The sequence below is a fragment of the Thermodesulfobacterium hveragerdense DSM 12571 genome (assembly GCF_000423845.1).
Taxonomy (GTDB): domain Bacteria; phylum Desulfobacterota; class Thermodesulfobacteria; order Thermodesulfobacteriales; family Thermodesulfobacteriaceae; genus Thermodesulfobacterium; species Thermodesulfobacterium hveragerdense.
Genome location: NZ_AUIT01000013.1, coordinates 14,339 through 28,640 on the forward strand (window position 1 = coordinate 14,339; position 14,302 = coordinate 28,640).

The 14,302-nt window shown below is 34.7% G+C and carries 14 protein-coding genes; all 14 read left to right on the forward strand.

The window, feature by feature from the left end:
* Positions 1 to 5: 5 nt before the first annotated feature.
* Entirely contained in the window at positions 6 to 971 is a 966-nt protein-coding gene (locus G580_RS0105540) for a DNA-directed RNA polymerase subunit alpha (protein ID WP_028841367.1), read from the forward strand.
* Between the two features lie 19 nt (positions 972 to 990).
* Complete coding sequence (gene rplQ / locus G580_RS10120; protein WP_051173136.1) at positions 991 to 1,518, forward strand: 50S ribosomal protein L17; 528 nt, start codon at positions 991 to 993, stop codon at positions 1,516 to 1,518.
* Between the two features lie 39 nt (positions 1,519 to 1,557).
* The gene (locus G580_RS0105550) at positions 1,558 to 3,012 is read left to right on the forward strand and encodes a tRNA nucleotidyltransferase/poly(A) polymerase-related protein (protein WP_028841368.1); all 1,455 of its coding nucleotides are present in this window, start codon (positions 1,558 to 1,560) and stop codon (positions 3,010 to 3,012) included.
* 55 nt (positions 3,013 to 3,067) lie between these two features.
* Complete coding sequence (gene tig, locus G580_RS0105555; protein ID WP_028841369.1) at positions 3,068 to 4,354, forward strand: trigger factor; 1,287 nt, start codon at positions 3,068 to 3,070, stop codon at positions 4,352 to 4,354.
* A 2-nt stretch (positions 4,355 to 4,356) separates the two neighbouring features.
* A complete protein-coding gene (clpP, locus tag G580_RS0105560) occupies positions 4,357 to 4,947 on the forward strand; it encodes an ATP-dependent Clp endopeptidase proteolytic subunit ClpP (protein WP_028841370.1) in 591 nt (196 codons plus the stop codon).
* A gap of 8 nt (positions 4,948 to 4,955) precedes the next feature.
* Complete coding sequence (gene clpX, locus G580_RS0105565; RefSeq protein ID WP_028841371.1) at positions 4,956 to 6,209, forward strand: ATP-dependent Clp protease ATP-binding subunit ClpX; 1,254 nt, start codon at positions 4,956 to 4,958, stop codon at positions 6,207 to 6,209.
* Between the two features lie 8 nt (positions 6,210 to 6,217).
* Positions 6,218 to 8,638: an endopeptidase La gene (gene lon, locus G580_RS10125; RefSeq protein WP_038041644.1), complete on the forward strand. Its 2,421-nt coding sequence runs from the start codon at positions 6,218 to 6,220 to the stop codon at positions 8,636 to 8,638.
* Between the two features lie 338 nt (positions 8,639 to 8,976).
* Positions 8,977 to 9,708: a CRISPR-associated endoribonuclease Cas6 gene (cas6, locus tag G580_RS0105575; RefSeq protein WP_211211370.1), complete on the forward strand. Its 732-nt coding sequence runs from the start codon at positions 8,977 to 8,979 to the stop codon at positions 9,706 to 9,708.
* On the forward strand, positions 9,709 to 9,978 hold the full coding sequence (locus G580_RS0105580) for a DUF6922 domain-containing protein (RefSeq protein WP_028841373.1): 270 nt from the start codon (positions 9,709 to 9,711) through the stop codon (positions 9,976 to 9,978).
* Positions 9,950 to 10,264, forward strand: coding sequence for a nucleotidyl transferase AbiEii/AbiGii toxin family protein (locus G580_RS0105585; protein WP_028841374.1), 315 nt, complete (start codon positions 9,950 to 9,952; stop codon positions 10,262 to 10,264). The genes G580_RS0105580 and G580_RS0105585 overlap by 29 nt, the downstream gene beginning before the upstream one ends.
* 3 nt (positions 10,265 to 10,267) lie before the next feature.
* Positions 10,268 to 11,476, forward strand: coding sequence for a type I-B CRISPR-associated protein Cas8b1/Cst1 (cas8a1, locus tag G580_RS0105590; protein WP_028841375.1), 1,209 nt, complete (start codon positions 10,268 to 10,270; stop codon positions 11,474 to 11,476).
* Positions 11,473 to 12,021, forward strand: a complete 549-nt coding sequence (locus G580_RS0105595; protein WP_028841376.1) for a hypothetical protein — start codon at positions 11,473 to 11,475, stop codon at positions 12,019 to 12,021. The genes cas8a1 and G580_RS0105595 overlap by 4 nt, the downstream gene beginning before the upstream one ends.
* Positions 12,014 to 13,504: a type I-B CRISPR-associated protein Cas7/Cst2/DevR gene (cas7i, locus tag G580_RS11015; RefSeq protein ID WP_051173138.1), complete on the forward strand. Its 1,491-nt coding sequence runs from the start codon at positions 12,014 to 12,016 to the stop codon at positions 13,502 to 13,504. The genes G580_RS0105595 and cas7i overlap by 8 nt, the downstream gene beginning before the upstream one ends.
* Positions 13,504 to 14,301 carry a type I-B CRISPR-associated protein Cas5b gene (gene cas5b, locus G580_RS0105605; RefSeq protein ID WP_051173140.1) on the forward strand — a complete coding sequence of 266 codons (798 nt, stop codon included), beginning with the start codon at positions 13,504 to 13,506 and terminating at the stop codon, positions 14,299 to 14,301. Before cas7i ends, cas5b begins: the two co-directional genes overlap by 1 nt.
* Position 14,302: the final 1 nt, after the last annotated feature.

The following is a 14,302-nucleotide window of genomic DNA, read 5'->3' on the forward strand; positions in this document are numbered from 1 at the left end:
TACCGATGAAGAAGGAAATAGAGCTTATTAAGCCTGAAGAGATTCGAGTTCATAAGGATAGTCAGTTTCCTTATTATGGGAAGTTTGTTATAGAGCCTTTAGAAAGAGGATATGGAATTACCTTGGGGAACGCTTTAAGAAGGGTTCTACTTTCATCTATACCTGGTTATTCTATCACTGAGGTAAGGATAGAAGGTGTTTCTCACGAGTTTACCAGTTTGCCTGGAGTGGTTGAGGATGTAACGGAGATCATCTTAAATTTAAAGGGAGTAAGGTTTAAACTGGAGGGAGAAGGTCCTTTTTATTTTAAGCTTGAAAAAATAGGAGAAGGCGAGGTAAAGGCAGGAGATATTCAGGTTGAAGATAAGGGGATTATAGTAAATCCTGAGGTTCACATAGCTACTTTAACCAAAGATGGTAAGTTGTTGATGGAGATTAAGGTAGAAAAAGGTAGAGGTTACGCTCCAGCAGAATATAACAAAAATAATGAGATAGGGATTATTCTGGTTGATGGTTTGTTTTCCCCTATTACCAAGGTAAATTTCACGGTTACTCAGGCTCGTGTAGGGAAAAGTAGTGATTACGATAGTTTGGTGTTAGAGATATATACAGACGGGACGATAGACCCTAAAGAAGCTTTGGTTAAGGCTGCTAAGATTTTAGTAGAACAGTTTATGGTATTTTTAGGTGAAGAGAAAATAGGGTTAGAGACAACCTCTTCAGATGTTAGTACTCCCCAGAATGTTTTAAACCTTCCTATAGAAGAGCTTGACCTTTCTGGCAGGGCATACAATTGTTTGAAGGCTGCTAACATAAACTATGTAGGCCAGTTGGTCCAAAAGACTGAATCTGAGCTTTTAAAGCTTAGAAGTTTTGGTAAGAAATCTTTAGACGAAATAGTAGAAAAACTTAACAGGTTTAACTTAAAGCTTGGCATGACAGATCTTAAATGGAAACCTCCAAAAGATTAGAAAGTAAGGAGAGGAGAAGATGAGGCATAGAAAAGTTAGTAGAAGATTGGGTAGAGATACAGAACATCATTGGGCGATTATGAGAAATCAGGTGAGAGACCTTTTAAAACATGGTAAGGTTGTTACTACAATAGCTAAAGCTAAGGAGTTAAGAAGGGTTGCAGAGAAGATGATAACCTTGGCAAAGAAAGGTGACCTTGCTGCCAGAAGAAGGGCGTTAAGTTTTATCAATGACAAAGAAGTAGTAAGAAAACTTTTTAAAGACTTAAGGGAGAAGTTTTTAGACAGGTCAGGTGGATATACCCGAATTATTAAGATTGGCCCAAGACAGGGCGATGCTTCTATGATGGTGTTGGTGGAGTTGGTAGAAGAAAAGGTTTCTGCTAAATCTGGTAAAAAGAAAGGAGAAAGGCTTAAAAAGGTGTTGGAATTTATAGAAAAAAAGAAAAAACAGTATGGGGTAAAACCTCAAGAAGAAAAATCAACTGTCGAAAAGACAACTCAAGAAGATAGCTCGGTTGAGGGGGCTCAAGAAATTCAAGCTTAACCATAGATCTTTCTTTTCCCCCCTTCGGGGGGTCTTTTTATGAATGTTTTAACTTTAGGTCAAGAAAAGATTGTCGAATTTTTAACCCTTCTTGCCTTTCCTGAAAAAGAAAAGGAACGTCTTCTTTCTTTTTTAAGAAAGTTCTCTAACAGAGACGATTTTTTTATAGTAGGTGGCGCAGTCAGGGATTTCTTTTTAGGTAAAAGGATTTTAGACCTTGATTTATGTGTAAAAGAAGGGGTAGAGGCTTTAGCTCTTTTTGCTAAAGAGTATCTTGGCTATAATTTAGTCCCCTTGGCTCCAGAGTTAGGTATTTACAGAATTGCTAAAGGAGAAAACAGCTTAGATTTAACCCTTTTTAGAGGAAAAACTTTAGAGGAGGACCTTAGGGCCAGAGACTTTACTTTTAATGCGATGGCCATTCCTGTAAGCTCTCTTTTTTCTGAAAGTTTAAAGGTAGTAGACCCTTTTGATGGATGTTCACATCTTATCGCAGGTAAGATAAAGATTATAGGAAAAGTGAACGTAATCGAAGATCCTCTCAGAATTCTTAGGGGTTATCGATTTTTTGCTCAAGGAATAGGGGAAATAGAAGAAGATACAAGGAGGATTTTTAAACTTCACAGAAAGGAGCTTTTATCTTGCGCAAAAGAGAGAATTTTACAAGAGCTTAGTTATATTTTTCTTTCAGAAAAATGTTATGAGACTTTTAAGCTGATGGATGAAGATGGGGTCCTGGGAGAGCTTTTTCCGTTTTTTGAGAAAACAAAAGGGGTGGCACAACCAAGTTTTCATCATTTAGACGTTTGGGGCCATCTTTTAGAAAGCCTTAAATGGGCTGAAAAGATATTAAAAAATCCTGAGGATTACTTAGGTTTAGAAAAAACAGAGGATTTTCATAAAGAGGAAGTGGTAATACCAGTGAAATTGGCAAGCCTTTTTCATGATTTGGGTAAGGCTTTTACGTTTGGAAGAAATGAAGAAAGGATAACTTTTTATGGTCACGAAAAGGTTTCAGCAGAGCTTTTTAAAGAGAGTTTTGAAAATTATCGGTTAAAAAAAGATTTACTCCATAAGACCTATGTGTTGATAAAAAATCATATGAGGCCTTTTCATCTGTTAAACGAAAAGGAAAAAGGGACTCTAACTATAAGGGCCAAAAGACATCTTTTAACCGATGTGCCATATTGGCTTGAACTTTTTGTGGTGGCTATGGCTGATTCTTATGCTAGTCAAGGACCAGATAAAGAACCAGATTATGAAGAGAGGCTCAAGGCTTTCTTTTTTGAGCTTAAAGAACTTAAAGCTGAGATGGAAAGCATGTCTCAAAAGAGAAGTTTTATTACCGGCCAAGATTTGATAAGTTTAGGATTAAAACCAGGACCTATGTTTAAAGAGATCTTGCAAGAGATAGAGTTGCTTTTTTTAGAAAAAAAGATACATAACAAGGAGGAAGCCTTAGACTTAATCAAGTCAAGGTATCTAAACTTGTAAAAATGAAAAATTAAGTTAAGGTAAAAATAAAAAATCCTTAGAAAGGGGTAAAGAGATGAGGATAGAAGTAGAGAATTTAAGCGAAGTGGAAAAAATTTTAAAGGTAGAGTTGCCAGAAGAGGTTGTTCAGTCAGCCATAAAAGAGGTTACCAATGAACTAAAGAAAAAGGCTAAGGTTAAGGGATTTAGAGAGGGTAAGGTCCCTGAGTATCTAGTAAAAAAGCTATTTAAAGAAGAGATAGAGGGTAGAGCAATAGATAAGTTGATTGAAGAAACTCTTTATGAAGCGATAAAAGAAGCTAAATTAGAACCTCTCTTAAGGCCAAGAGTAGAAGAGTTAGGAGAACTTAAGGAAGGAGAAAAGTTTAATTATTCTGTGTTGGTGGAAATAAGGCCTGAGTTTGAGTTGAAAAAAGAAGATTATCTTGGGTTAGAGGTAGAAAAAGAAAAAGATGAAGTAAAGGATGAAGAGGTAGAAAGGTTGGTAGATGAGTTGAGGTATTCCTTTGGACAACTTAAAAAGATAGAAGATGAAGAACCTATTGCTGAAAGGTATGTAGCTGTTATAAGTTTTGAAGCCTATGATGAGAATGGGCTTATTCCGGGACATCAGGCAGAAGCACTGTTTGTAGACGTAGGAACTGGAGAGTTTAACAGAGAAGTAGAAGAAGCTTTGGTAGGAAAAAAGTTAGGAGATAAGTTTAGTATAGAGGTAGAGTATCCTAAAGAAGGGTTGAACCCACTTCTTGCAGGAAAAAAAGTAAAATATGAGATAGAGGTAAAAGAGATTTATAAAAGAGAGCTGCAGGAACTGACCGATGAGTTTATAAAAAATCTTAGCATAGGTTTTGAAACTGTTGAGGCCTTAAAGGAGTCAGTCAGAAAAAGATTGTTAGAGGAAAAAAAGAGAAAAAACGAAAATGCAGTCAAAGAGAGGGTGTTAGAAAAAATTCTTGAAAAAGTAGACATAAAAGTTCCTGCAAGGTATGTAGAACTAAAACTTTATCAATTGATAGAACAGATTAAAGAAAACTTAGAAAGAGATGGTTTTAGTTTCGAGACTTTAAATATTTCTATAGAAAAATTGAAAGAAAAACTACAACCTATAGCAGAGAAACAGGCCAAAGAAGAGCTAATCCTTGAAAAAATTTCAGAGATAGAAAACATTGAAATACCTCAGGAAGAAATAGATAAGACAGTAGAAGCTATTTCCCAAGGGTTGAAAATTTCTGTAGAAGAGGCAAGAAACATAGTGTTTTTTAACATTTTGCCAAAAAAATTAGCAGAAAAAACCTTAACCTTTTTGATAGAGAATGCCAAAGTGATTGAGAAGGAGAGTTAAATATGAGTTATTATATCCCTATAGTGGTGGAGCAGACAGGGAGAGGAGAAAGAGCATATGATATTTATTCTCGTTTACTTAAAGAGAGGATTATTTTTTTAGGGACAGCTATAGACGAACAGGTAGCTAACTTAGTTATAGCTCAACTTCTTTTTTTAGAGGCAGAGGATCCTGATAAGGACATCATGCTTTACATCAATTCTCCTGGGGGGTTGGTTACCGCAGGGCTTGCGATATATGATACGATGCAGTATATCAAACCAGATGTGTGCACTATTTGTGTAGGTCAAGCTGCAAGCATGGCAGCTGTGCTTTTGGCAGCAGGAGCTAAAGGTAAACGTTATGCCCTTCCACATTCAAGGATTATGCTTCATCAACCTATCGGGGCTTTTCAAGGACAGGCAACTGATGTAGAAATACAGGCCAAAGAGATCCTTAGATTAAGGGAAATGCTTAACGAAATTTTAGCCCAGCATACCAGCCAACCTAAAGACAAAATCAAGCAAGATACAGAAAGAGATTTTTATATGTCTCCGCAAGAAGCTCTTGAATATGGAGTAATAGACAATATTTTAAATAAAAGGACGGGGTAGGTATAGTTATGGGGTCAAAAGACCAGGAACTAAGGTGTTCTTTTTGTGGTAAACCACAGTCTGAAGTGCGTAAGTTGATTGCAGGGTCTTCAGCTTATATTTGTAATGAATGTGTAGAACTTTGTAATGAAATTTTAGAAGAGGAATACGAGCGGATCAACCTTAAAGAAGACAGCACACTTCCCAAACCTTCTGAAATTAAGGCTTATTTAGACCAGTATGTAGTAGGACAAGAGAGGGCAAAAAAAATCCTTTCGGTAGCTGTCTATAACCATTATAAAAGAATAGAATATGAGAAAAACTTTAAACATAAATTCAAAGATGTAGAAATCCAGAAAACCAACATTTTTTTGATAGGGCCTACTGGTTCTGGTAAAACCCTTATGGCTCAAACATTGGCTAAGTTCTTGAGAGTACCTTTTACGATAGCCGATGCTACTCCTTTGACTGAAGCGGGTTATGTAGGAGAGGATGTGGAGAATATTCTACTTTATCTTTTACAAGCAGCTAACTATGACCTTGAGTTGGCTCAAAGAGGAATTGTTTACATAGACGAGATAGACAAGATTGCTAAAAAAAGCGAGGGACCTTCTATTACCAGAGATGTTTCTGGAGAAGGAGTTCAACAAGCTTTGCTTAAGATTTTAGAGGGTACCTTGGCTAACATCCCACCTAAGGGCGGTAGAAAGCATCCTCAACAAGAATACATCAGAATGGACACCACGAACATTCTTTTTATCTGTGGTGGGGCTTTTGTAGGTTTAGAAGACATCATCAAAAAAAGGATAGGTAAAGGTTCTATAGGTTTTGGGGCAGAGGTAAAAAGTGTTAAAGATTTAACTTTAGGAGAGATACTTTCTCAAGTTCAGCCAGAAGACCTTATCAAGTTTGGTTTTATACCTGAGTTTGTAGGTAGGATCCCGGTAATTGCTACTTTGGATGAGCTTTCTGTGGATGATTTGGTTAAAATCTTAGTAGAGCCTAAAAATTCAATTGTTAAACAATATCAAAAACTTTTTGAGATAGAAGGAGTTGAACTTAAGTTTACTGAGGGTGCCTTGAGGTTGGTAGCAGAGGAGGCATATAAAAGGAAAACTGGGGCCAGAGGGCTTAGGGCTATCATAGAAGAGGTGATGATAGACGTAATGTATGAACTCCCCTCCTTAGGAGATGTAAAAGAATGTGTGGTTACCGAAGAGGTGGTCTTGAAAAAGGAAAGACCCATCTTAATTTTTAATAGAAAAAAGATAAAGGAGGGGTAGGTAACCTTATGGAAACTCAATTAAAAACTTTGCCTTTACTCCCATTAAGGGAGATAGTAGTTTTTCCTAATACAGTAGTGCCTCTTTTTATTGGGAGGGCTAAAAGTATACTTGCCATAGAAAAAGCTTATTCAGGTGATAAAGTTATCTTTCTTTCTGCTCAGAAAGACGCTAAAATAGACAATCCTACAGAAGAGGAAATCTATAAGGTAGGAACCATCTGCCGTATTTTACAGCTTCTTAAACTACCTGATGGTACTTTAAAGATCTTGGTAGAAGGTCTTAGTAGAGGAAGGATTGTAAGGTTTCTTGAGAATTTAGACTTTTTTATGGTTGAGGTTGAACCTAAGACTGAAGTGTTAGAGAATGACGTAGAAAGTTTAGCTCTTTTGAAGCTTTGTAAAGAGTCCTTAGAAGAATATTCCAACTATAACAAGAAGCTTAATTTAGATGCAGTTTCTAATCTTTTGGAAATCGAAGATATAGCAGAGTTTAGCGACCGTTTAGCCGCTATTTTAAACCTTAAATTAGAACAAAAACAAAAGCTTCTTGAGACGATCAGCGTAAAAAAACGTTTAGAAATTTTGCTTAACCATCTAAGAGGTGAGATAGAGGTCATAAAAACTGAGGCTCGTATCAGAGAAAGAGTTAAGAAACAGATGGAAAAGACTCAGAGAGACTATTATCTCCAGGAACAGATGAAAGCCATCCAGAAAGAACTTGGTGAACGGGAAGACGGAAGAAAAGACCTGGCAGATTTAGAGAAGCGTATCAAAAAGAAAAAATTACCTAAGGAAGTAGCCGCGATAGTAAGGAAAGAGTTTAGCAAACTTTCTATGATGTCTCCGATGTCTGCAGAGGCTACGGTAGTCAGAAACTATATAGATTGGTTGTTAAGCCTTCCTTGGTACGAAAAAACCAAGGACAACATAGACTTAGAAAAGGTAGAATTTTTACTTAATAAAAACCATTATGGATTAGAAAAACCTAAACAGAGGATTATAGAGCACCTTGCGGTGCAAAAGCTTACCAAATCTATCAAAGGACCTATTCTTTGTTTTGTCGGACCTCCTGGAGTGGGAAAGACCTCTTTAGCTAAGTCTATAGCTGAGGCGATAGGAAGAAGGTTTGTAAGGTTATCCTTGGGTGGCGTAAGGGATGAAGCAGAGATTAGAGGGCATAGAAGAACTTATGTAGGAGCTTTACCTGGTAAGATCATTCAGGGTATGAGAAAGGCAGGTACCATCAATCCACTCTTTTGTTTAGATGAGGTAGACAAGATAGGTATGGACTTTAGAGGTGATCCAGCGGCTGCTTTGTTAGAGGTTTTAGACCCAGAACAAAATTTTGCCTTCCAGGACCATTATTTAGAAGTACCCTATGACCTTTCTAAGGTACTTTTTATTACTACAGCTAACTCTCTTTATACCATTCCTGCACCTCTTCTTGACAGGATGGAAATTATCGAACTTCCTGGTTATACTGAAGAAGAAAAATTAGAGATAGCCAAAAACTATCTTCTCCCAAGACAACTTTCTGCTCATGGATTAAAACCTGAGATGGTACCTATTACTGAAAAAGCTTTACTCGAGATAATTAGAAGGTATACTAGAGAGGCTGGGGTAAGAAATTTAGAAAGAGAAATTGCTAACATCTGTAGAAAAATAGCCAGAGATGTGGCTAAAAATTCTGAGGAGTTTAAACCTATAAAGATAGGGGTTTCTAAATTAGAAAAGTTTTTAGGTGTACCTAAGTACAGGTATGGGATCGCTGAAGAGAAACCTCAAGTAGGGATCGCTACAGGTCTTGCCTGGACTGAAACCGGAGGGGCTTTGCTTCAAATAGAAGCGGTTATCATGCCAGGTAAGGGTAACCTTCAGATAACCGGAAAACTTGGTGAGGTCATGCAAGAGTCAGTACAAGCAGCCATGAGTTATGTAAGGTCAAGAGCTCTTCAGCTTGGACTACCTTTAGATTTTTATAGAAAGATAGATATTCATGTGCATGTACCTGAAGGAGCTATCCCCAAAGATGGGCCAAGTGCAGGTATTACCATCGCAACCGCAATAGTTTCAGCCCTTTTAAAAATACCGGTGAAAAATACCGTAGCGATGACCGGTGAGATTACTTTAAGGGGTAGGGTCCTTCCTATAGGAGGACTCAAGGAAAAATTGCTTGCAGCCATAAGAGGTGGGATTAAGACAGTACTTATTCCTAAAGAAAACGAAAAGGATTTAAAGGAGATAAACCACAAGATACTGAAAGATTTAGAGGTTATCTTGGTGGACAATGTCGATGAGGTCTTAAAGCTTGCGTTAGACCTTCAAGATATTTCGAAACTATTCAAAGAAGCTCCAACCTTAGATGTATGGGAATTGGTAGACCTACAGCAAAAACTTGCAGAAAAAACCATAGCTTTAGAACATTAAGTATAAGCATAGGTCTACTTATTTATTAGGGTTTCTACCGGGGTTAATTCCTCGGTAGAACCCCCCTTTTATCTCCAGAAATTATCATTCTTAGATTTGGGATTTTAATTTTTATAATTAGAAAATCCATCGAAAATCAGCATTTAAATTCATTCTACCTCTGAAAATTTTCGTTTCTATACCTTGACTAAGGAAAAAAACATATAAAAATTATTTTTATAAAACATACAAATAATTTTTTGTTAATAAACTTTAGTTTAGAGAAAAAAGGGACTACTATGAGGCTTCAATTTAGATTTAAAGTTAACAAACTTCCTATACTTTATCGACACAGATTTATGGCTTTGATAAAAGAAGCTATATCCAATCAAGATCTTCGTTATAAGAAGATGCTTTATCCAGATAAAAAAGCTGGTTTTTCTAAAGTAGTAAAACCCTTTACTTTTGCAGTGGTTCTTCCAAAAAATAAAGAAATAAAAAAAGAAAAAATACAGATTGATGAATCAACCTCTATTAAAGATCTGGTCTTTTACTTTTCACCAGACTCCTATATATCTTTTTTTGTGAGTTCTTTTGATTTAGAGTTTATGATTAATCTTTATAATGGTCTGCTTGAGCTTGGTAGTTTTGATTTTGGAGGAGGTATTATTCTTCATCATCAAAAAACACATCTCATTAAAGAAAAGAAAATTAACTCTAATGAAGTAATATTTAAAACCTTATCACCAATTTTGATTGAAAGTAAAGATGGTACTCCTTTACTTCCAGTTGATGGGCAACTGGATGATTTTAATCTGCATTTTAATGAAATCCATAAAAGAATTTTTAAAGATACAAGAGGCAAAGAACCTATGGAGGAGTTTTTTCTGGAACCAATATTAATAAAAAAATCAGTTGTCAAACACACGTTAAAAGGATTTAGAGAACAGACAGGGAAACCTTACATGATGCTTACGTGTTTTGATGGTTGTTTCAAATTAAAAGGAAATCCAGAGGATTTGCAGTTGCTATATCAAGCAGGAGTAGGCTTAAGGACAGGTCAGGGCTTTGGCATGGTAGAGGTGGTATAGATGGATAGAAAAGAAAAAAATCTTAATAAAATAAAGCCTCTTTTCTGGGACTATGAATGGGATTCTGTAAAGAAAAACTTAAACTCTCCATTTGTAATTGCAAGAGTTCTTGAAATGGGAAATCCCGAGCAGTTTAAAATTTTAGTTTCAGTAGTAGGTGATGACAAGATTATAAAATTTTTACAGGAAAGTGGTAAAAGACTACTTTCCAGAAAGTCATTGAATTTCTGGAGAATTTACTATGAGAAAAAAGCTAAAAGAAGAGCATAGGAAATCTGTCCAGAAGATCGAGGATTTCCTGAAGAAGGGTGATTTTTATCTTGCTGGTGGAACGGCAGTTTATTATTATCTGAATCATAGAGAATCTCTTGATCTTGATTTCTTTACGAAGAGAAAAATTGACTTCAGAAATTGGAAGCCCATTTTTGAAAAATTTGAGATTATGGAATATACTGATTTTGAAGACGCCGATAAAGAAGGAGATTTGAAGATGATAAAAAAGATATCCTGGGATAAAATAAAGAAGTATTTTATAAAAAAGTTCGTAGAGGTGTAAGATATGCCAGATGGAAGCATAACACTATATCCTTCAAACTGGCTTTATAATGCAGGGGTGATTGGGTTTTTGAGAGTTATAGCAGAGGCACGTGGTGAATCAGTTGTCGAAAATTGGATACAAGAAAATGGGACTGTTACAATTGATGTTGAGATTTTTAGAAATGCAATGGTTGGAGATAAAGAAATTCCAATCCCAAAATGTATGAAATACTTAGTTGAGTATCTTGTTAATGATGAAGATGTTAAAGAATGGCTTTATAAAAAAGATAAAAAGGGAATAACAAATAATGAAAAATACAAAGACATTGCTAATCAATTAGGAGATTTTGGCTATAAATTTATTCGGGCAGGTAATATGTTATTTGCCTCGAATATGCCATATCAAAATCTTGTTCAGTTAAGCGAGTGGAGTTCACTTGAATTTGCTAGGTTAGTAAGTAATTTGATTAAATATCCGAAAATAAAATCTAACATAACATGTGGTTTATGTAGCAACAATAAAGTCTTAAATCCAAAGGTTGATAGTAAATTAGAGAATAGGTTATTCGTTTTCCAAGAACCACATATGAGATTACTAGGACCTTCAATAGGCAAGTTTCCCAATGCCTTCTGGAATTTCAATCACTCTATTTTAATATGTCCGCTTTGTGCTTATCTTATAATTCATCACCATGTTACTTTTGAGAGTGCAAGAACACAAAATGGTCAAATATTTATCAATGCTCCATCCTTCAAATTAATGTGGTATCTCAATAAATATGCCTCAGAGATTCTAAATAAAAGAAAGACTTATCAGCTCAAAGAGATATTAGGGATCAGTTTCATTGAGTTAGCACAGAAGGTTTTTACAACGCTCGGTGCATGGAGCATGATAAATATTGAGATGGTAATAAAAAATAAAGATTCTATAGATTACTATTCTTTGCCTTATGAAGTTTCCAAGGTTATTTTAAATAAAGAAGTAGCTAGTTTAATCAGTCAGACAAATGAAGAATTTATTCTTGAGATTATATTAGATGGTAAATTTGATGAGTTGTTAACCCTTAATCAAAAAATTTTGCGTTATGCCATAACAAACTCCGGTGCATATGATGATAAATATCTTTCAAAACTTAGAAATAAGGATGCCTACAGTCTGAAAAAACTTTCAACCATATTGCCTGAACTTTACGTAAAAATAGATAACATCTTAAAGAGAGGTGAACTATGAGTATTTACGAAGAAATTTCTCGGAAATTAGATGAGTTAAACGAAAAGATAAAACCTGATAATGTTGATGAATGGTTAAATGATGTAAGAAGAACGGTAAACCTTTTTCTTGAAGGAGATAAAATATCTCAGTTTAGAAAAATGCTTGAATGTGTAGCAGATGAGTTGAAAGAAGATAAAAACAAAACAGAACAACTTAGAAAACTTAAAGGGATCATAAATAATCTTGAAAAATCAGAGCCTGATTTCTTGATTGAGAGGATAAAAAAAGTGAGCTGGAAATACGCAAGTAAAGGTGATTTGAAAGAAGCAATCAACAAGAGTGCTCTTAGGCTTCTTGAACAAATCAGGCTTGGAAAAAGAGATGAAGTAATTGGTATATTAATGCGTATATTTACAACGAGAAATATTGAATTTCCCACAGAACTTTTAGAGGCACTTAAGCCGAAATATGATTTAAACCTTTTTAGAGCATTTATGTATGCTTTTTTAAGTGCTTTTACAACTGAAAAAAGTGAAACTAAAGAGGAGGTAGAAAATGAGTAAAGAAAATCTCAAAATTAGAGATGATTTGAAGGGTATAACTTTTACCATTATATTTGAGGCTGATGCACTAAATAGAGATGAAAAAATCGGAGGAAACATCCCATCCATAAAGAAACTTACAAGATTTGGTAATAAAACTTACAGTTATTTATCGCGAGTTGCGATGAGACATTATCTGTTTGAGACCCTTAGCAAGAATTATCCTAATGAATGGAAACCAGCAAATTGTATTGAATCTGGCACAGGAGAGAAAAAGGTTGTTCAATTTGACTTGCAGACTCAGAATATTTTGACACATGCTGAACTTGATGCATTTGGTTATATGTTCACAATAAGTGGTCAGACGAGTATTACAAGGAAAGCACCTGTTGGTATCACAAAAGCAGTGGCATTAGAGACATGGGAAGGTGATATGCAATTTAATGCAAACCACGACCTTGCCAATAGGTGTAGAGCTAATCCTAATCCTGTTAACAAAGAAGAACATAAGTCTTTTTTTAAAGTGTCTTTTACCATAGATGTTGAAAAACTTGGATATGATGAATGGTGGATTAAAGATTATAATTATGATGACACAAGTAAAAAACTAACATTGTTTTTATCTGAAAGAGGAACGGATGTAATTTTAAAGAATGTTAAGAAAGGAGAGGAAGAATTTCAATACTTTATTGATAATAAAGAAATAAGAATTGATGGACTAACATGTTATGTAGATAAAGAACTAATGGAAGAGAAGACAAAAAAGGATAAGAAAACTAAAGATGAGAAAAAATATATCACATTTAAAAGTAATTTATTGGAAAAAAAGAAAGAAGAACATATAACAGAAGAGTCTTCTGGAAATAAGGACAATTCAAAAGGCTCCAAAAATAAAGGCAAGTCAAAAACTTTTGAAATATATGAAGGGGACTATTCATTTGATGATGAACAAAATCTTTATCAATTTACTATAGGAAAATATTTTTATGATGAACAGAAAAACACTCTGATGCTATCAATGGTATTATTAGCACATACTATAGATGCTGAAAAAGAGCAAGGTGAAAAATATAAGATAATTAAAGATAATTTAAAGATTGGCCAGATAGAAATTAAAAATGAAGGGCAAAATAAAAAAGCCATTTTTCAATTGGAGGACCGAGAAAAACAAAAAAGACTTTATCAGATTCTTGAAGTTTTGCGAAATGGACTTATCTACCACAGTAGCGGAGAAAATTATGGGATAGTTCCACAGTTTATTATTGCTGCTGGGCTTAAATTACCCATCCCAATATTTCACTCTTTTGTTGAACTTAACAGTTTTGATCGTTCTATTTTAGAGAATGCATACATACTTAAACATGAAAAAAGTGATGCAAATCAAAATAAAAAGCTTATTTTTGCATATAAATCTGAAAAATTTAGAAATTTAGATGTCTCTGATGCCTGTGGTGATTGGTATGAATTTCTAATGAGTTTAGGTCTTGGATGTGGAGAAAAATAATGGCACAGCAGGTTCTCAGAATTAAAATCTATCAGTCAGATGCCCATTATAGAATTCCTTTTAGTTATCAAAGAAGGTTTACCTATCCTATTCCGCCTCATTCTACTGTAAAAGGTTTGATATGTAATGTGATGGGAATTAAATCTAGTGAAGATGAAAAGTTTATAAATCTAAAACAAGGTTTGTCTCTTGCTATTTATGGAACTTATGAAAGTCTGGTGAAAGAATATTTATGGTTCAGAAATTTAGAAAAAGATAGTCATATTAGCAAATTCAAATCTGTAAAAAACCGAACAGTTGATAATATACCTAATCATCCTGGCGGACAAATGCCTGTAACTGTTGATGTTCTTCATAATGTTGACTTGATTGTTTATGTTTATCATCCTGAATTAATGGAAGAGATTAGGCAAGCTTTTGAAAATCCATCAGCTCGACTTTCAATACTTCATCTTGGTAGAGCTGAAGATTGGATTGTTATTAAAGAAATTAAACTGATTGATATTATTAAGGATAATGTAAGTCAGCTTTCTTTCTTTGCCTGGATCCCCTCACCAGCTGACATTGATGATGAATTAATTCCAGACAAAGAAAATTATGAAAAATTTTACACACAGGTAAACGGAAATTTATTTAGACTGCCAATATTTTATGAAATTACGAACTCTAATCAAAGAATATTCAACAGATATATTGAAGCCAAACTTTTTGAAAAGGGTGGATTTAGAAAACAAAGTTTTTATATGGACAGTGAATTGAAAATACCTTTATTTTTTGCAAAATTGAGGGCAGATTAAT